The sequence below is a fragment of the Thermococcus barophilus MP genome, assembly GCF_000151105.2.
GTDB lineage: Archaea > Methanobacteriota_B > Thermococci > Thermococcales > Thermococcaceae > Thermococcus_B > Thermococcus_B barophilus.
The window spans coordinates 1,489,034-1,506,518 of sequence record NC_014804.1 but is presented as its reverse complement, the minus strand read 5'-3'; the positions used below and the strand labels follow the sequence as shown (position 1 = coordinate 1,506,518).

The 17,485-nt window shown below is 42.2% G+C and carries 18 protein-coding genes; 16 read left to right on the top strand and 2 right to left on the bottom strand.

Going from position 1 to position 17,485, the window contains the following annotated elements:
* The first annotated feature begins 26 nt into the window (after positions 1-26).
* On the top strand, positions 27-1,796 hold the full coding sequence (locus tag TERMP_RS08480) for a tRNA uridine(34) 5-carboxymethylaminomethyl modification radical SAM/GNAT enzyme Elp3 (protein WP_013467986.1): 1,770 nt from the start codon (positions 27-29) through the stop codon (positions 1,794-1,796).
* Position 1,797: 1 nt separating this feature from the next.
* Here the strand turns inward: TERMP_RS08480 and TERMP_RS08475 are convergent, their stop codons facing one another.
* Entirely contained in the window at positions 1,798-3,465 is a 1,668-nt protein-coding gene (locus tag TERMP_RS08475; protein ID WP_013467985.1) for a M1 family aminopeptidase, read from the bottom strand.
* A gap of 64 nt (positions 3,466-3,529) precedes the next feature.
* Here TERMP_RS08475 and TERMP_RS08470 point away from each other — a divergent pair, with 64 nt between their 5' ends.
* From TERMP_RS08470 to TERMP_RS08450, 5 genes are all read left to right on the top strand, one after another.
* A complete protein-coding gene (locus tag TERMP_RS08470) occupies positions 3,530-4,039 on the top strand; it encodes a YkgJ family cysteine cluster protein (protein ID WP_013467984.1) in 510 nt (169 codons plus the stop codon).
* A 28-nt stretch (positions 4,040-4,067) separates the two neighbouring features.
* Complete coding sequence (locus TERMP_RS08465) at positions 4,068-4,652, top strand: hypothetical protein (protein ID WP_013467983.1); 585 nt, start codon at positions 4,068-4,070, stop codon at positions 4,650-4,652.
* A 39-nt stretch (positions 4,653-4,691) separates the two neighbouring features.
* Positions 4,692-5,204, top strand: coding sequence for a PUA domain-containing protein (locus tag TERMP_RS08460; protein WP_013467982.1), 513 nt, complete (start codon positions 4,692-4,694; stop codon positions 5,202-5,204).
* A 102-nt stretch (positions 5,205-5,306) separates the two neighbouring features.
* Positions 5,307-6,050 (top strand): KaiC domain-containing protein, encoded by a 744-nt coding sequence (locus TERMP_RS08455; protein ID WP_013467981.1) that lies wholly within the window; start codon positions 5,307-5,309, stop codon positions 6,048-6,050.
* 13 nt (positions 6,051-6,063) lie between these two features.
* Positions 6,064-7,014 (top strand): transcriptional regulator, encoded by a 951-nt coding sequence (locus TERMP_RS08450; protein ID WP_013467980.1) that lies wholly within the window; start codon positions 6,064-6,066, stop codon positions 7,012-7,014.
* A 4-nt stretch (positions 7,015-7,018) separates the two neighbouring features.
* Here TERMP_RS08450 and speD read toward each other — a convergent pair whose 3' ends face one another.
* Positions 7,019-7,435 (bottom strand): adenosylmethionine decarboxylase, encoded by a 417-nt coding sequence (speD, locus tag TERMP_RS08445; protein ID WP_013467979.1) that lies wholly within the window; start codon positions 7,433-7,435, stop codon positions 7,019-7,021.
* Between the two features lie 152 nt (positions 7,436-7,587).
* Between speD and TERMP_RS08440 the strand changes: the two genes are divergently transcribed.
* The 10 genes from TERMP_RS08440 (at position 7,588) to TERMP_RS08395 (ending at position 17,480) form a co-directional block, all read left to right on the top strand.
* Entirely contained in the window at positions 7,588-8,514 is a 927-nt protein-coding gene (locus TERMP_RS08440) for a protein translocase subunit SecF (RefSeq protein WP_013467978.1), read from the top strand.
* Positions 8,511-10,034 (top strand): preprotein translocase subunit SecD, encoded by a 1,524-nt coding sequence (locus TERMP_RS08435; RefSeq protein ID WP_013467977.1) that lies wholly within the window; start codon positions 8,511-8,513, stop codon positions 10,032-10,034. The genes TERMP_RS08440 and TERMP_RS08435 overlap by 4 nt, the downstream gene beginning before the upstream one ends.
* A 4-nt stretch (positions 10,035-10,038) precedes the next feature.
* Positions 10,039-10,722, top strand: a complete 684-nt coding sequence (locus TERMP_RS08430) for a potassium channel family protein (protein ID WP_013467976.1) — start codon at positions 10,039-10,041, stop codon at positions 10,720-10,722.
* A gap of 131 nt (positions 10,723-10,853) precedes the next feature.
* Positions 10,854-11,165, top strand: a complete 312-nt coding sequence (locus TERMP_RS08425; protein ID WP_013467975.1) for a V-type ATP synthase subunit H — start codon at positions 10,854-10,856, stop codon at positions 11,163-11,165.
* Position 11,166: 1 nt separating this feature from the next.
* Positions 11,167-13,146: a V-type ATP synthase subunit I gene (locus TERMP_RS08420; protein ID WP_013467974.1), complete on the top strand. Its 1,980-nt coding sequence runs from the start codon at positions 11,167-11,169 to the stop codon at positions 13,144-13,146.
* Between the two features lie 18 nt (positions 13,147-13,164).
* The gene (locus tag TERMP_RS08415; protein WP_013467973.1) at positions 13,165-13,650 is read left to right on the top strand and encodes a V-type ATP synthase subunit K; all 486 of its coding nucleotides are present in this window, start codon (positions 13,165-13,167) and stop codon (positions 13,648-13,650) included.
* Between the two features lie 31 nt (positions 13,651-13,681).
* Complete coding sequence (locus TERMP_RS08410) at positions 13,682-14,293, top strand: V-type ATP synthase subunit E (protein WP_013467972.1); 612 nt, start codon at positions 13,682-13,684, stop codon at positions 14,291-14,293.
* A gap of 6 nt (positions 14,294-14,299) precedes the next feature.
* Positions 14,300-15,412 carry a V-type ATP synthase subunit C gene (locus TERMP_RS08405; RefSeq protein WP_013467971.1) on the top strand — a complete coding sequence of 371 codons (1,113 nt, stop codon included), beginning with the start codon at positions 14,300-14,302 and terminating at the stop codon, positions 15,410-15,412.
* Positions 15,409-15,717: a V-type ATP synthase subunit F gene (locus tag TERMP_RS08400; RefSeq protein ID WP_013467970.1), complete on the top strand. Its 309-nt coding sequence runs from the start codon at positions 15,409-15,411 to the stop codon at positions 15,715-15,717. The genes TERMP_RS08405 and TERMP_RS08400 overlap by 4 nt, the downstream gene beginning before the upstream one ends.
* Before the next feature lie 5 nt (positions 15,718-15,722).
* The gene (locus TERMP_RS08395) at positions 15,723-17,480 is read left to right on the top strand and encodes an ATP synthase subunit A (protein WP_013467969.1); all 1,758 of its coding nucleotides are present in this window, start codon (positions 15,723-15,725) and stop codon (positions 17,478-17,480) included.
* The last annotated feature ends 5 nt before the right edge of the window (positions 17,481-17,485 follow it).

The window sequence follows — 17,485 nt, the reverse complement described above, 5'->3', positions numbered from 1 at the left end:
AGGGTGAGACGTTAGGGGTGTCAGAGATGGATGCTTATAGAAAAGCCTGCGAGGAAATCGCTCGGATGATAATTTCGGGTGAGATTAAAAGCAGAGAGGAATTGAACAAGGTTAAGGTTAGAGTTGCGAGAAAATATCATTTGAGCAAGCTTCCCGGTAACGCTGACATCTTGAGGGTTATGAGCAAAGATGATAGGGAGAAGTTCAAAGACTTCCTTAAGAAGAAGCCCACGAGGACAATAAGCGGTGTTGCAGTTGTTGCAATGATGACAAAGCCTTTTCCATGTCCTCATGGCAGATGCATTTACTGTCCTGGTGGACCGAGTGAAGGTTCGCCGCAGAGCTATACCGGAAAAGAGCCGTCAGCTTTGAGAGCAATTCAAAGTGCTTATCACCCTTACATAATCATGCTCCGCCGTTTAAAGCAGCTCTATGACATAGGACACGACATTGATAAAGTTGAAGTGATTGTTCAAGGCGGAACATTTCCCGCAATGGACTTGGATTATCAAGAATGGTTCATAAAAAATGCATTTAAAGCTATGAACGACTTTCCTTACTTTAGGGACGTAGAGAACCTTGAGGAGAAGCTGATTAGGGTTTTAGTTAAAAAAGACCACTCGGTATTTGACGAAGACCCGAAGTTTAAAGCCGCATGGGAGAGAACCCATAAGAAAAAATACTACTACCTCGAAGACGAGCAGAGAAAGAATGAGAAGGCAAAGGTCAGAATGGTCGGCTTGACTATTGAAACTCGTCCAGATTGGTCTTTTGAAAGGCATATTGATAGAATGCTTGCCTTTGGTACTACAAGAGTGGAGCTTGGTGTCCAAACTGTTTTCAACTTCATATATGAAAGGGTTAAGAGGGGACATACCGTTGAAGACGTTGTTAGAGCGACTCAGCTTTTGAAGGATGCTGGGCTTAAAGTAAACTATCACATGATGCCTGGTTTGCCGGGAAGCAACTTTGAGAGGGATTTAAAGGCATTTCAGATAATTTTCGAAGATTCCCGCTTTAAACCAGATATGCTGAAGATTTATCCGACGCTTGTAACTGAGGACACAATCCTGTACAAGTGGTACAAAGAAGGCAAATACAGACCATACACCACTGAAGAAGCAGTTAGGCTTTTGGTTGAAGTTTACAAGATAATTCCAAAGTGGGTTCGCGTTATGAGGATCCAGAGAGATATTCCCGTTCCTTTAATCGCTGCTGGAGTTAAGCACTCCAACCTGGGACAGCTTGTCTTCAACGAGCTCATCAGGGAGGGCATAAGGCCAAGAGAGATCAGATTCAGAGAAGTTGGTCATGTAATGCAGAAGTTTGGAATTCAGCCCGAGGTGGAGCATATAAAGCTTTTGAGAGAGGACTATGAGGCAAGCGAGGGCAGAGAAATTTTTCTCAGCTTTGAGGATGTTAAGAACGACATTCTAATTGGATTCCTTAGGTTGAGGATTCCGAGCGAAAAAGCTCACCGCAAAGAGATTAACTGCTGTCCCTCTGCAATTGTTAGGGAACTTCACGTTTATGGTCCATTGGTGCCAATTGGAGGCAGACCTAAATATGAGTGGCAGCACCGTGGCTACGGCAGGGAGCTGCTTGCGGAGGCGGAGAAAATAGCGAGAGAGGAGTTTGACGTCAAGAAGATGCTTGTCATCAGCGGCGTTGGAGTTAGGGAATATTACAGAAAGTTCGGTTATAGAAAAGACGGTCCTTATGTGAGCAAACGCTTAGATAAAAGCTATGCAGACTTTGAAAAGAGCAGAGAGTTTGATGCACATTTGAACACTTGAGTCAGTTCACTACTATCTCAACACCATTGAGTTCCATTGCTTCCTTTTCTATTTTCTCGAGCATAAAGTTCTCCCAGTTCACTCTGTAGTTAGAGCCATCGGCGTTAATCATCCAGTCATTTGGATCGATGATTACCCTGAGTGGCTTTTCCTTTAACTCAACTCCCAAAATAGCTGAGCCATTTACAAAGATTCTCTTCGTGATGTTCTCGGTGGGAGTTACAATTTTTACCTCAAGTGGCATCGCAAAACCGTTTTTCTCGGTTATGTTGAGTATTAGCCTATAATAGTTGCCGTTTTGAATGACTTTCAAGCTGGAGACCGTGAAGTTGGGATAATCTGCTGTGTAGAACCACTCTTTGAAGAACCAATCTAAGTCTTTATTAGTCAGGTTCTCGTAGATTTCTTTAATTAGGTTTAGTGTTTCTTCAGGTTGAGTGCAATCTTTAGCGTGGCAAATTCCAAGGAGCTCCCTGAGCCCTTTAAAAAATGTCTCATTTCCTACGACAAACTGAAGGGAGCGGAGGATAAAACCGCCCCGCTGATAGAGAGTATTCATGTTCTGTCGGGTAATTCCATTTATCCGCGCTATTGGGGTTTTGTCTTTCAGACTCAAACATAGTCCCTCCCATTTATCCACCTGTTCGGAGGTTAGATTGTACAAAGAGGATGTATACACGGCAAAGGGTTCATTTAGAATTCCAAGGTCAGCATACATAGCAAACCAGTTGTGGGCAACCTCATGAGGGATAACTCTTTTGAACTGCGTTCCCAGTGCCCCTCCATACAGGCCGTATCCTTCATACTCGCTTCTATGCCCTTTGAACCTTATATAAATCAGCTCATCGTAAGGGTATGGAATGAGGTGGGAGGAATAAACCTTCAGAATTTTTGAGAGCGCATTCGTTACATTCCCCTCGTCAGTGAGGGCTATGACTTTTATGTTTCTGTCATTGATCTTGATTGTGCTTTCATAGATGTTCCATCTTCCAAGGAGGATATAGAGCCTTTTGCCATCTGTATGAAATGCATCCTCCTCTGGAAGGAGCGGTTTGTATTTTCCATTCCTTAACTTTAAAATACCTGCAAGGGTGTAGTCTGTTGAATAATGGAGAACTTTAATCGTGAATTTTCCCCTCAGCTTGGAGAGAAACATATAAGCCTCTGGTGGGATGTAAAAGTAGTCCTTAGTTGATCTCATGTGCCACTCAATAGGGTCTCGCATGTTGATATCGAGCAGAGGCTGATAATGCGAAGTATAGAAAAGCCTAATCTTTTGTGTACTCCTGGTGGGAGTCACGTTGAGCAGCAAAATGCCGTATTTTCCATCATAGAATGCTTTTACACTTACTTTTGCACCATAGACCTCTATTTTCTCGAGATCAAACCTTAAAATGGACGAATTCTCAAAGAGAAAAGGTATTACAGAGGAAGAGCTTAAGGAAAGCTCAATCTCTTGAGTTCCTTTAATTGTGGCATTCCATCCATCAAAGATTATACTAAGAGAAATACTTTCGTTAGCGGTGTTATTTTCCCAGCTCGCTTCAAAAAGGCGTTTGGCGTTTGCAGTTGGTGAGAATTGGAGTTCCCTAAGCTCGGTTCTATGGGAACTGATGCACATAACTATAAGGGTTGTTAAAATTATCACGACGATAAGATGTATCTTCATGTGTTCATTTTTCCATTCCGAGAGATTTAAAAGTTTTGGAGACAGGTTTTCATGAGGGTTAAAAATGCGCTTTAAACCAAAACCCCTCAAAAGTGATGTTAAATTTAAGTGCAAATTCTGTGTAGATTGCTGCCGGGGGCGCTTTATCTACCTCACACTTTACGACATCAAAAGGATAGCAGAGCATGGCCATGATCCTCAAGACTTCGTTCTCTTCACAGCTGAAAACGGGAAAATCAGGTTTGTATTGGCTTACAGGGAGTGGGATTTGGGCTGCGTTTTTCATGACCCAGAGACAGGCAAATGCAGAATCCATGACTACAATCCCTTAGTTTGTCGGATTTATCCTTTTATGGTCTCTCACAGACCTCTGGGCGTTGAGAGGGAAGAGCCTTTTGAATATAAAGGGAAAAAGCTTTGGCTGTATTATGATGAAAGCTGTCCGGGAATAGGGGAAGGAAAAGAAATTATCACAAGAGAAGAGATAGCCGAGCTTGGCTTGAACTTCAAAGAGGAGTTTGATAAGACTGATTTGGATGGGCTGAGCAAGATTTTAGACGAAGCCAAAAAGTAAATATAACACTCCACCCTTAATTTTTGGTATGAGGTGGAAGTCCACCATCTTGTTGGCATGTTTTATGATTCAGGCAGTTGTCAACCTTGCGTTCTACGGTTTTGTGCCAATTATGTTCTCTACAATTGTTCCAAGTTATGCTTATCGGTATATTGCATGGGCTTTACCGTTCCTTATACTTGCTTTCTTTGCTTTAGGGACGATTTCGCTTTACTACTTGGGAATTGCTACGAATTTCAAAAGAGCAAAGAAGTTTGGAGCAGTTTACTTCCTATTTGGCTTATTTGGGTCTCTTTGGGCTCTATTTCATTTTATGAGGACTCCTGTGGAAACTCCCATATTGTTTGCTATTCTCGGAGCATGGGCACTGTCTTCTCTGGTGGGACTAATAATCTTTCTGAAAGGAAAAGAAATTTCTGTGTCTCCTGCTCTCTCTATCATGGCAATTGCTCTCCTAAGTGCTTCGGCTTTCCTCAGCGCCTTTTCTGCCCAGTGGCTGGTGAGTGACTACTATGTTCATGTAAAGATGGAAGAGAACGTGCCCAAGAACGCCACGGTAATTGTGGCTTATCCTGAACAAGTCCCTCCCCCAAATATCACATCCTCAAGCTAACCTTTTAAGGATCATTGTGTTAGTTAATTTTGAGTGAAAATGGTGCAGGGGCTTAGATATCGAAGAGTTTCTTCATGGGAGTTTGACTTAATTTTGAGAGAAGCAGAAAAATATGGCGAGCTTAGGCACAGCTTTTTTGCAGTTGTTGAGGGCAAATTCAGAGATATTTATGCTGTGAACGAAAAAGTTTGGGAGGAAATTGAAAACCTAAAGCTCAAGCCCTATTCCTTTGGGACTTTTGTTGGAACGATAAAAGTTGATGAAAATTTGGTGGAGAAGTTCTATCCAAACATTGAGTTCTTCTACTTCGTTGATATCAAAAAGAACTATGCCATCTTGAAGCCAAAGGCTGCTTTCCTTTTCACAACGGGTAAAGATGTTCCAAAAAGGGGCATTAAGGAGTACATATGGGAAGGCACAAGAAAGCTTGTTCTCTTCGATGAGAATGGTGTGATTTTGGGAATTGGCAGAATTCAGCCCAACAGTGAAAGAACTTTTATCAAAAACATCACAGACATTGGAGAGTTTATACGGCGTCATAGAAAAGCGTAACTTTTATATACCTCCACGTTTATAGTATCTTTCGGTAATTAAAATCAGGGCTTTTTCTGATTATGTTAAAATAACCTAATTTTGATGATGGGGGTGGTGAAGATGGTTAAGCGTGTTAAGACGGGAATTCCGGGGATGGATGAAATACTCCACGGAGGAATACCGGAGAGAAACGTTGTTTTGCTGAGCGGTGGGCCAGGAACTGGGAAGACAATTTTCAGCCAGCAGTTCTTGTGGAACGGTCTCCAAATGGGTGAGCCAGGTATATACGTTGCTTTGGAAGAGCATCCAGTCCAAGTGAGGCAGAACATGGCTCAATTTGGCTGGGATGTGAAAAAATATGAGGAAGAGGGCTTATTTGCAATGGTTGATGCATTCACAGCAGGAATTGGCAGATCAAAGGAGTATGAAAAATATATAGTTCATGACCTGACTGATCTTAGGGAATTCATCGACGTTTTGAGGCAAGCCATCAGGGATATTGGTGCAAAGAGAGTTGTTGTGGACTCAGTTACAACTCTCTACATAAACAAGCCAGCCATGGCAAGAAGCATAATCCTGCAGCTCAAGAGAGTTTTAGCCGGAACAGGATGTACATCAATCTTTGTGAGCCAGATCAGCGTTGGTGAGAGAGGATTTGGCGGACCTGGAGTTGAGCACGGTGTTGACGGTATCATAAGGCTTGACCTCGATGAGATTGATGGCGAGCTTAAGAGATCATTGATCGTCTGGAAGATGAGAGGGACATCACACTCAATGAGGAGGCATCCATTTGATATAACGGACAAGGGGATAATTGTATACCATGATAAGATACTGAAGAGAGGTAGGATTTTAGATCTGTGAGGAGGTGATGGAGATGACAATTGAGGTTCCACTCAACCCTCTTGGAAGACAAGAAATTCATCAGCTTGAGAGCATTCTCTTATTTGCAACGCTTTTCAGGCCAGAAGTAATTGAGCTCATCAAGGATCCAGCCGAAAGATTAACGTGGGTTGACAGCTTAGCAGTTGCCGCTGGCGCTATTGCAAGGGAAAAAGCTGGAATGACGGTTAGTGAGATAGCCAGAGAGCTTGGAAGAACTGAGCAAACAATCAGGAAGCACCTCAGAGGCGAAAGCAAGGCTGGAGAACTTGTCAGGGAAACATATGAACTCATTAAGCAGGGAAAGCTTGACGAGCTCATTAGGACAATTGAAATGATCGAGAAAGGTGGGCTGAAAGAGGTAATCGCCAAGGAAGAGTACGAAAAGCTGATGGAAGAATATGAGAAGCTTAAGCTTGAATACGAGAAGGTTAAGGAAGAGCTTGAGAAGATGAAGCAGACCGTTGAATTGGGAAGCCTGGAGAAGGCAAGGGAGGAGATTGAAAAATTAAAGAAGGAGCTTGAGGAGACAAAGGCAGCACTTGAGAAAGTTAAGAGGGAGAAGAGAGAGTTAGAAAAAGAGCTCAGTGAGGCAAAGGTTAAGCTCATGGAACTGCAGGCGAAGAGAGTGGACGAAGATAGGATTAAGGAGCTTGAGGAGAAGCTTAAGGCTAAAGAGGAGGAAATAGAGAAGTTAGAAAAAGTTGTCAAGGAGCTAACATTGGCAAAAGAGGAGCTTGAGAAGAAAGTTGAAGAGATGGAAGGCTTAGCCGATGAGCTCAGGAAGGAGAAGGAAGAACTCCAAAAGAAAGTTGAGGAACTTAGCAGAGAGAACGAGGAACTTAAAAAGAAAATCGATGAACTTGAACCCTACAAGATTAAGTTCGAGGAACTCAAAGAAAAGATTGAAAGGCTGAAGGAAGAAATTGAAAAGCTCTTGGAGTGAATTCTTATTTCTTATTTTTCCTTTCGAGTTTTTCTTCCCATGTTAAGATCATGTGTGTAAATGTGCTGTCGTCTTCTTCGATTCCCCTCTTAACCTCTGAGACGTGGGCGTATTCTGCTTTTATTGCGTCAAGGATATAATCAACGGCTTTTTCAGGGTCAGCTTTTTCCCCGCAGGTGTAGACATCTATGGCAGCGTAACCTTTCTCGGGCCATGTGTGGATTGATATATGTGATTCTGCAACAATCACCATACCACTGACTCCTGTGGGGGAGAATTTGAAAAAGTAGCTTGCCTTAACTTCCATGTTCCCTGCTTCTGCGGCTTTTAAGAAGATCTCCCTTATTTTGTTAGCGTCACTCAGAATCTCGGGATCACAGCCTGAAGCCTCGACCACATAATGATACCCTATGGTGTCCATGAGCATCACCTAACATAACCTTTAAGCTTTCACCTTTTAAAGTTGAGTGCTCAAGGGCAAACTTAAATACCACATACTTTTAAAATAGTTTCGCCGAAGTAATGGAAAAGAGTCTAATCGAAAAGTCTTAAAATTATCCAGAGGTGGAAGGAATGATCAAAGACAAGCTTAAAAAGCTTACCGAAATTGAGACTAAAAAGATGATAGTTTACCCTCTTGTTGTATTCTTTGTGGCGCTTTTAATACTTGCTGTTCACTTTCCGCAACTTGGAATTGACCTCAAAGGTGGAGTCGTTGTAACTGCCTACGGTGTAGATGCAAATCCAGATGAGGTCGCTAAATACTTATCTCAGCAACTTGGAGTTGATGTCAGAGTGGAAAAGTTCACGGGGATTGGAAAAGAGAGCAGTGGAATAAACGTTTATGCCCCTGCCGAAGTTGACCCTGAAAAAATAAGAGAAGCTCTCAGACAACTCTTTCCGAATGCAAAGTATGCCATATCAGAAGTTCGACCCACCTTTGGAGCAATGGCAAGGGAACAGGGAATAAAGGCAATTTCCTTGGCATTCCTTGGAATGGCAATTGTTGTGTTCCTGTTCTTCAGAGTCCCAGTTCCCTCATTCACAGTCATATTCTCAGCCTTTTCGGATATGGTGATAGCCTTAGCTTTAATGAGCATCTTCGGTATTGAACTCAGCCAAGCAACAATTGCCGCTTTGCTGATGCTTATTGGTTATTCTGTAGACAGCAACATTCTTCTGACAACCAAACTGCTCAAGAGGAAAGAAGACACTGTGGAGGAAGCATACTTTTCGGCTGTTTCAACAGGTTTTACAATGAGCACAACTACTTTGGGGGCTTTAGCCTCACTCTGGCTGTTTTCAACAGCTAAGGTCATTGATGAAATTGCGATAGTGCTTATATTTGGTCTGCTCGCGGACTTCATGAACACATGGATTTTGAATGCAGGAGTTTTAAGATGGTTCATAGCAAAGAAAGAGGAAAGGGAAAAAAGAAAATCTTCTGGGACATCTAAAGCTTCAAAAGCTTCCAAGAAGAAGAGGAGGGGTAAAAGATGAACTGGAAAAAACTATTTCTCAACTGGAGGATTTTGCTGCTTACAATTTTTATACTCGGCTCAATAGCCTCTCTCCTGACGTACGGTTTAACCTTCGGTCTTGATATAAGTGGTGGAACTGCCATCACGGTTAAACTTGAAAAGCCGGTTGATCAAAGTACTATGGAGCAGGTTAAGATATCCCTTGAAAAGAGATTGAACCAGCTTGGTGTGAAAGATATTAAAGTTGAACCTTGGGGCAATCAGTATCTCATTGTAAAGGTTGCTGGTGTAACTGAAGAGGAGGCGAGAAGCGTAAAAGAAACGATAGAGCGACAGGGTGTATTCTATGCCGAGTTTGAGGGAGTTATATTTGCAACCGGTAAAGACATTGTTCAGGTATTTTCAATTCAGATAGAGCCAAAGGGAACTTACTATGAATGGTCCGTTCCCTTCAGGATATCAAAGCAAGCTGCAGAAAAATTTGCAGAGCTGGCTAAGGACAAAGCTGGGTACCCTGTGGACATGTTCCTTGATCCTCCAGTGAATTCCCTGTTTGTGGTTTCCCAGGATGGCTATAATCTCATGACAACAGATTTTAAAGCCGAGGCTCCAAATGCAATGCCCCTAACCGAGAGGATTAAAAAAGCCTTTAACATTGACACAATTGCCTATACAAATCAAAGTGCTGAAGAGATAGCAAAGCTTGCGAAGAACAAGGAGCTTGTAGTTCTTGTTGGTGTCGATAAGAACCTTAAGGATCAGCTTGAAGCAAGGGGGATAAAGGTTAGATATTTTGAGCCGCAACAGGGGGAGAGCTTAAAGAACGTGATAACAAGAGCCCTGGGATTGTATGGTCCATACTCCCTCGGCTCAGGTCTTGCTCAGGGAGTTCCCCAAACCAATGTAAGAATAACAGGAACTGCCCCAAATCAGTATCTTGCCCAGCAGGAGGCTCAAGTAATAGCGGTAGTCCTGAGCAGTGGTTCTCTGCCTGTTAAGGTCTACGTGGAAGGTTCCCAGTATATTTCCCCGGAGCTTGGTGAGAATTTCAAGAGGCAGGTTCTAATTGCCGGTATAGCAGCTTTGATTGTTGTCGGACTTATAATCTGGCTTCACTACAGGAAGCTTAAGATAGCCATACCCGTAACATTTACAAGTCTGAGCGAGGTAATAATAATACTTGGAATTGCTGCACTGATCAAATGGAATCTTGATCTCCCAAGTATTGCGGGAATAATAGCAGCCATAGGAACGGGAGTTGATCAGCAAATAGTTATAACCGACGAACTCTTGGGAAGAAGGGGAAGGGAGAAGATCGTTAAGAGAAGCAGCATACTCAAAAGAATGGGAAGGGCGTTCTTTGTCATTTTGGCATCGGCAACAACAACAGTCGTAGCAATGAGCTTTCTCTTTAAGTTCTTCGTTGGAGGACTGAGAGGATTTGCATTTACAACAATACTCGGTGTAATGATTGGAATACTTATAACGAGACCAGCATACGCGGAGATAGCAAAGTTCCTCATTGGGGAGAAGAGGTGATTAGATGTTCGTTGTAATAATGGGAGCAGGCAGGGTTGGCTATCTTGTTGCAAAAATGCTTGAGGCAGAGGGGCATGATGTCACAATAATCGAAATGAACAAAGAGAGAGCCAAAGAACTTTCCCTCTTAATTAATGGTCTTGTAATCGAGGGAGATGCGACTGATCAAAAAACTCTTGAAGAGGCAAATATAAAGCAGGCTGATGCTTTTGCTGCTTTAACTGGAAGGGACGATGCAAATCTCCTTGCCTGCATTTTGGCGAAGCACCTAAATCCAAAAGTCACAACGATCTTAAGGGTCAGCAATCCGAAGAACAAAGAAGTCTTTGAGAGAGTTGAGGATCTTAAAAGGTACTTTGACTTTGTTATAAGTCCTGAGGAGATAGCTGCAAACTACATCTTCAGGAGCATAGTCACTCCGGGATTTGACAGGGTATTATTCCCAAAAGAAGGTGCTGAAATTGTCCAGTTTAAGATCGATGAGAACAGCGAAGTTGCCGAGAAAGTTGTAAAGGATCTCGGCCTCCCAAAAGATTCCCTCATAGTTGCAATTTATGATGAAAAAGGCAATTTGGTTATCCCATCTGGTGACACTAAACTTCCAAAGAAGGGACAGATTGTAATATTTGCCAAAAATAATGCGCTTAAAGAGATCAAGTCACTCATTGAAAAGAAAAAGAATGAATAAAGAATCTCTCTTTTAGCTTTTCTCTTTATATTCTTGCCATTATGTCATATTATGTGGGCATAAACTATTTAAACCAGTTAGAGTAGCCAAAAATGAGCCTGATTTTCATCCATCATCGGGAGATGATACTCATGGAGGAAGTAATTAAGCAGATCGTTGAAGCTGAAAAACAAGCTAAAGAGAGAATTGAGAAAGCAAAAGAGGAGGCAAAGCTCATCATTCAAAAAGCAAAAGAGGAAGCGAAAGAACTTGAGAGTAAAATAATTGCTGAGGCTGAAGAGAAAGCAAAGGTGGTGATTGAACAGAAAAAGAAAGAGGGAGAAATTGAAGCTAATAAACTTATTGAAGAGGGAAATAGGGAGCTTGAAGAACTTAAAGTGAGAGCAACCGAAAATCTCGAAAAAGCAATTGATGAGAGTATAAAACTCATCAGAGGGGGCTGAAATGTTTAGGCCCGAAGAGATGGTTAAGATTGAGCTCATAAGTATCAACAGGTATAAAGATAGGCTTTTAACGTATCTTCATGAGGAAGGTGTGATTGAAATAAGGGAGCTTGACGTTGAAATTGCTCAAAAAGACGTCCCTAATGAGTTTTATCGTAAAGCAACTTCTTATAGCATTGGAATATCCCGTTTAGTTGAGTTTCTTGAAACATATAGGGAAGAGAAAAAAAGCGGCATTAAGGAGTTTTTCTTCCCCCCAATGAAGTCTAAAAGAAAATACAAATACAAGAGCATTGAAGACCTTGTAAAGGATGTTGAGAGGTTTTTAGAGAATATCGAGCCGCAAATCAAACAGGTTGAGAGCAGAATAAGTTCAATTAACACGGAAATAGAAAGAATAAAAAATAATATGGCAGTTCTTGAGCTTTTATCTGCCCTGAACATTGATATTTCATATCTCAGACCAACCGAGAAGATTGAAATCGTTGTTGGCTTTGTTGATAGGGACAAGTATTCTCCGCTGATAGAAGAATTGACAAAAACACTTGAAGGAAAAGTTGCTTATGTTTCAAAGGAGCTTAAAGCCAGGTATTTGGTTGTGTTTGCTATTCTCAAGGGAGATTATGAGAGGGCAAATCCAATACTGGCCAAGTACGCTTTTGAGCGTATAGAGGTCCCGGAAGGAAAAGGTACCCCGAGGGAAGTTATGAGAGAGTATCAGCACCAATTGGCTGAAAAAGAAAAGGAGCTGACAAAAGCAGAGAAAGAGGCAAAAGAACTTGCGAGAAAGTATTATGATGATGTAGTGTTCTATCAGGAGCTTATGGAAAATGAAAGAGATAAAGCAAACATCCTGAACAATCTCGTCAGAACAAACATGACCTTTGCTATGCTCGGCTGGCTTCCAAGGAAAGATGTTCCAAGGGTTGTGGAAGGTATAAAGAGAATTACGGAGGGCAAAGTTTACATCAATATCAAGGAACCAACTAAAGAAGAGCTTGAGGAAGTTCCAATCAAACTCAAAAATCCGAAGTTCATAGCTCCGTTTGAAATGCTTACGGAGATGTTTGGGGTTCCGAAATACAACGAAATTGATCCAACACCAATTTTGGCATTTACGTACTCATTCTTCTTCGGCTTCATGCTCACGGATTTCATGTATGGACTTTTAATTGGAACCGTTGCAGCACTCCTTGTTAAGGGACATAAGCATTTAAAGGATGGAACATGGAAATTCGCAAACATACTGCTGTGGAGTGCATTTTTCACAATGCTTATGGGAATATTCTTTGGCAGCTACTTCGGAAATATCCTCGACCTTGCAGGGTTCCATGTGTGGCGCAAGCTGGATGCAATGAGAGATGCACTGATCGTTCTTGAGATAGCATTAGCAATAGGTATCTTTCATCTGTTTATTGGATATACCCTTGGCTTTATTGTCAAACTTAAGAACAGACAAATTAAAGAGGCAGTACTTGAACAGCTGTCATGGATGCTAATAATACTTGGAGTAATACTCTTTGCGCTTTCAATGGTAGGTATAGGAAATGCTGAAGTTGCAAAAGTTGTCTTTGGAGCTGGGTTTGTTCTCTTTGCAGTGTCAGAGTTCCAGAGCGATCTGCCAATCCCAATGAAGCTTCTGATGACAATTTCAGATTTCTTTGGCTTTGTCGGAAACTGGCTCAGCTATGCAAGATTGATGGCTTTGGCTTTGGCAACGTCAGGAATTGCCATGGTTGTCAACATAATTGTCCAGATGATATGGGGTTTAAGAATAGGTCCAGTCCCCCTTGGCATAGCCGTTGGTCTGGTAGTTTTCATTGGCGGGCAGATATTTTCAACGGCAATAAATGCCTTAGGTGCTTTCGTTCACGCTCTCCGTTTGCATTATGTTGAATTTTTCGGAACATTTTACTCTGGAGAAGGTAAAAGGTTTGAACCTTTCAAATCAAGAAGGGAAGTTTCAGAACTTGAAATTTGAGGTAGGAGGTGTTGAAAAATGGATCCAATAGTTTATGTTGCTTTGGGAATGGCATTGGCGGCAGGTATAGCTGGTGCAGCATCCTCATTTGGTGTTGGTATAGCTGGTGCTGCGGCAGCAGGTGCAGTTGCGGAGGATGAGAAGAACTTTAAAAATGCTCTGATACTCGAAGGTCTCCCAATGACACAGAGCATTTACGGTTTGATCACACTGTTCCTTATAGCGCTGGTCTCGGGAATACTTGGTGGAAGTTTCAAGTTTGCTGCAACAACTCAGGAAAACATAATTAAGAGCGCAATTCTCTTAGGAGCTGGTCTTACAGTTGGTCTCACAGGTCTTTCAGCCATTCCTCAGGGTATTATAGCCTCAGCAGGTATTGGTGCAGTTGCAAAGAACCCCAAGACTTTCACACAGGGCATCATCTTTGCCGCTATGGCTGAGACAATGGCAATTTTTGGTCTTGTCGGTGCTTTGATATTGATAGTCACGGGAGTGGGCTTCTGAGCCTTCTCCTATATTTTAGGGAGGCAGAGCAATGGAAGGAGCAAAGCTGATCATCGAAGAGATAAACAGAGAGGCAGAGCAGAAGATAAGGTATATTTTAAGCGAGGCAGAGAAGCAGGCCGAGGATATTAAGGCAGAAGCAGAGAAAAGGGCAAGAGCTAAGGCAGAGTGGATCTTGAGAAAAGCACAAACACAAGCTGAAATAGAAAAGCAGAGAATTATAGCGAATGCTAAGCTTGAAATTAGAAAGAAAAGGCTGGCTCTTCAGGAAGAGTTCATAAATGAAGTTCTTAGAAGTCTTAAAGAAAGGCTGGCGAATCTTCCAAAAGATGAGTACCTTGGGATTGTTAAAGATTTAATGCTTCAAGCTGTTAAGGAACTTGGTGAAGATAGGATTAGGGTCAGTTCAAATGAAGCGACTCTGCAGTTAATAGCAGAGAAACTTGAGGAAATTAAGGCATTCTTGAATGAGAAAACTGGTAGAGAGATACGCATTGAGCTTGGAGACAAAATTAGCACCATTGGTGGGGTTTTGGTTGAGAATGCCGATAGGACTATCAGAGTTGACAATACTTTTGAAGCAAGAATTGATCGTCTGGAAAGCGAACTTAGGTCAAGAATAGCAAAAGTGCTCTTTGGGTGATGGGAAGTGGAAATCAGCACGATAACCGGCATCTTGGACACAACCCTTGCCGTTATCTTTACGTGGATAGCTTACAAAACAGGCTCTATTATTTACAAATACACTCCATATTCCTATCCAAATGCAAGAATCAGAGCTATGGAAGCGAGACTGTTTACGGAGCAGAGATTTAATGAGCTTGCAGAATCAAAAGATCTTAACACGTTTGTTATGAATCTTGAGGATAGTGATTACAAGCCTTATCTAAGCAAGCTCTCGATATATACGGCTGAAACAATTGATAGGGCATTTGATGAAGCCCTTGCAGATACTTATAGGTTGATGTTTAAGATTCTGCCCAAAAGGATAAATCCATTCTTTAAGCTTCTCCTTGAAGAGTGGGACATTAGAAATATCTCTGCAATTGTTAAAGCCAAGGTTTACGGTGAGGTTGCAAGGGACTACATAGCAGAGCTTGGAACCATGGTTGAGAAAATTAAAGCTATGGCTGAAGCCAAAACACTGGAGGAAATTCTTGTCATTCTTGAGGGGACAGAATATGAGGAAGTTTATCAGAGACTTCTCCTTAAAGAGATTACCATTGAAGAGTTTGAAACAGAGCTTTACAAAATGCATTATGCAAAGTTGCTGAAATATGCAGAGTCAAGAAAAGATGAAGAAAGAAAAATCCTTGAGGAGTTTGTTAAGCTTAAAATCGACAAGATAAACTTAATGACAATTTTGAGGGCAAAGCTCTATGGTCTGGGTGCCGATAAAATAAGGCCCTTCCTAATTCCTGGGGGGAGCTTAAGCCAGAGGGTTTTGGATACCCTAATGCACGTTGAAGACCTTAGTATGGCACTGGCTGAGCTTGACTCAACGAAATATAATGAAGTTCTCAGGGAGGTAAGGGAAGGTCTTGAAAGCGGCGACTTGGACGTGTTTAACAAAGCATTTGAGAGGTATATAAAGAGAAAAATCAGCGAACTGACAAGATTTTACCCACTAAGTGTTGCAATTCCACTAAATTACATCCTCGCAAAGGAAAGCGAAATAAGAAAGCTTAAGGCAATAGCAAAGCTTATTGAAGACAGAATCAAGCCAGAAGACATAAAAGCTCTGGTGGGTGAACTGCCATGAAGATAGTTTTAATGGGTGACAGGGACACTGCTTTAGGATTTAAACTTGCTGGGGTTCATGAAGTTTATTCCTTTGAAGAAACCTCGCTTGAAAACGAACGAGCAAAGAATAAGTTAAAGGAGCTCATAGAGAGAGAAGATGTGGGTATAATACTGATCACGGAACGTTTGGCTCAGAGAATTGGAATACCTGATGTTGCCTTTCCAATCATCCTTCAAATTCCTGATAAATTTGGTTCAATCTTTGGTGAAGAACAGCTGAGGGAAATTGTAAGAAAGGCGATTGGTGTTGAGTTAAAGAGGTGAAAAAAATGGGAAAGGTGATTAGAGTTACCGGACCTCTGGTTGTTGCTGATAACATGAGAGGAGCAAGAATGTACGAAGTCGTTAAAGTTGGTGAACTTGGTCTGATAGGGGAAATCATTAGGCTCGAGGGAGATAAAGCTGTCATCCAGGTTTATGAGGAAACCGCAGGCCTTAAGCCGGGAGAACCGGTTATTGGAACGGGTGCTTCACTCAGCGTTGAACTCGGTCCTGGTTTGCTGACTTCGATTTATGACGGTATTCAGAGACCTCTTGAAGTTCTCAGAGAAAAAAGCGGTGATTTCATTGCAAGAGGTTTGACAGCTCCAGCCCTACCAAGGGACAAAAAGTGGCACTTCACACCGAAGGTTAAAGTCGGTGACAAAGTAGTTTCTGGAGACATTATCGGTGAAGTCCCGGAGACAAGTCTGATCGTCCACAAAATAATGATCCCCCCCGGAATTGAGGGGGAAATTGTTGAAATTGCTGAAGAAGGAGAGTATACGATTGAGGAAGTCGTTGCGAAAGTTAAGACACCAGGCGGTGAGATTAAAGAATTAAAAATGTATCAGAAGTGGCCTGTCAGAAAGAAGAGACCTTACAAGGAGAAACTCCCACCGCATGTTCCGCTTATCACTGGCCAGAGAACAATTGACACATTCTTCCCACAAGCCAAAGGTGGAACTGCGGCAATTCCAGGTCCTTTTGGAAGCGGAAAGACGGTTACACAGCACCAGTTAGCAAAGTGGAGTGATGCCCAAGTTGTGGTTTACATCGGCTGCGGTGAGAGAGGCAACGAAATGACAGATGTTCTTGAAGAATTTCCAAAGCTCAAAGACCCAAGAAGTGGAAAACCCTTGATGGAAAGAACAGTTTTAATTGCAAACACCTCAAACATGCCTGTCGCAGCGAGAGAAGCTTCAATTTACACTGGAATCACAATTGCGGAGTACTTCAGAGACATGGGATATGATGTAGCTTTGATGGCAGACTCAACCTCAAGATGGGCTGAGGCTTTGAGAGAGATTTCCGGTCGTTTAGAGGAGATGCCTGGTGAGGAAGGTTATCCAGCATATTTAGCTTCAAAAATTGCTGAATTCTATGAGAGAGCTGGTAGAGTTGTCACACTGGGAAGCGATTACAGAGTTGGAAGCGTTTCAGTTATCGGAGCTGTCTCACCACCCGGTGGTGACTTCTCAGAGCCTGTCGTTCAGAATACATTGAGAGTTGTAAAGGTTTTCTGGGCGTTAGATGCAGACTTAGCAAGAAGAAGACACTTCCCAGCAATCAACTGGCTTATGAGCTATTCGCTTTATGTTGATGCAGTCAAAGATTGGTGGCATCAAAATATTGACCCAGAGTGGAAGGAAATGAGGGATACTGCAATGAAGCTCCTTCAGAAGGAGGCTGAACTCCAGGAGATTGTCAGAATTGTTGGTCCAGATGCTCTGCCAGATAGGGAGAGAGCAGTTCTCTTGGTCACAAGAATGATCAGAGAAGATTATCTCCAGCAGGATGCGTTCCATGAGGTTGACACTTACTGTCCACCAAAGAAGCAGGTCACAATGATGCGTGTTCTGCTTAACTTCTACAACTACACCATGCAGGCAATTGACAGGGGGATACCGGTTGAAGAGATTGCCAAACTTCCAGTGAGGGAGAAGATTGGTAGAATGAAGTTTGAACCAAACATTGATGAGATTGCCAAGCTTATTGATGAGACAAAGGAACAGTTTGAGGAACTCTTTAAGAAGTATGGGGCGTGATAAGA

Excerpts from the sequence above, each read along its gene's own strand:
- TERMP_RS08440 (WP_013467978.1), top strand. The coding sequence starts at position 7,588 with ATGATCAAAGACAAGCTTAAAAAGCTTACCGAAATTGAGACTAAAAAG.
- TERMP_RS08470 (WP_013467984.1), top strand. The coding sequence starts at position 3,530 with ATGCGCTTTAAACCAAAACCCCTCAAAAGTGATGTTAAATTTAAGTGC.
- TERMP_RS08435 (WP_013467977.1), top strand. The coding sequence starts at position 8,511 with ATGAACTGGAAAAAACTATTTCTCAACTGGAGGATTTTGCTGCTTACA.
- TERMP_RS08410 (WP_013467972.1), top strand. The coding sequence starts at position 13,682 with ATGGAAGGAGCAAAGCTGATCATCGAAGAGATAAACAGAGAGGCAGAG.
- TERMP_RS08475 (WP_013467985.1), bottom strand. The coding sequence starts at position 3,465 with ATGAAGATACATCTTATCGTCGTGATAATTTTAACAACCCTTATAGTT.
- TERMP_RS08420 (WP_013467974.1), top strand. The coding sequence starts at position 11,167 with ATGTTTAGGCCCGAAGAGATGGTTAAGATTGAGCTCATAAGTATCAAC.
- TERMP_RS08480 (WP_013467986.1), top strand. The coding sequence starts at position 27 with ATGGATGCTTATAGAAAAGCCTGCGAGGAAATCGCTCGGATGATAATT.
- TERMP_RS08460 (WP_013467982.1), top strand. The coding sequence starts at position 4,692 with ATGGTGCAGGGGCTTAGATATCGAAGAGTTTCTTCATGGGAGTTTGAC.
- TERMP_RS08455 (WP_013467981.1), top strand. The coding sequence starts at position 5,307 with ATGGTTAAGCGTGTTAAGACGGGAATTCCGGGGATGGATGAAATACTC.
- TERMP_RS08465 (WP_013467983.1), top strand. The coding sequence starts at position 4,068 with ATGAGGTGGAAGTCCACCATCTTGTTGGCATGTTTTATGATTCAGGCA.
- TERMP_RS08400 (WP_013467970.1), top strand. The coding sequence starts at position 15,409 with ATGAAGATAGTTTTAATGGGTGACAGGGACACTGCTTTAGGATTTAAA.
- TERMP_RS08395 (WP_013467969.1), top strand. The coding sequence starts at position 15,723 with ATGGGAAAGGTGATTAGAGTTACCGGACCTCTGGTTGTTGCTGATAAC.
- TERMP_RS08415 (WP_013467973.1), top strand. The coding sequence starts at position 13,165 with ATGGATCCAATAGTTTATGTTGCTTTGGGAATGGCATTGGCGGCAGGT.
- TERMP_RS08430 (WP_013467976.1), top strand. The coding sequence starts at position 10,039 with ATGTTCGTTGTAATAATGGGAGCAGGCAGGGTTGGCTATCTTGTTGCA.
- TERMP_RS08450 (WP_013467980.1), top strand. The coding sequence starts at position 6,064 with ATGACAATTGAGGTTCCACTCAACCCTCTTGGAAGACAAGAAATTCAT.
- speD (WP_013467979.1), bottom strand. The coding sequence starts at position 7,435 with ATGGACACCATAGGGTATCATTATGTGGTCGAGGCTTCAGGCTGTGAT.
- TERMP_RS08425 (WP_013467975.1), top strand. The coding sequence starts at position 10,854 with ATGGAGGAAGTAATTAAGCAGATCGTTGAAGCTGAAAAACAAGCTAAA.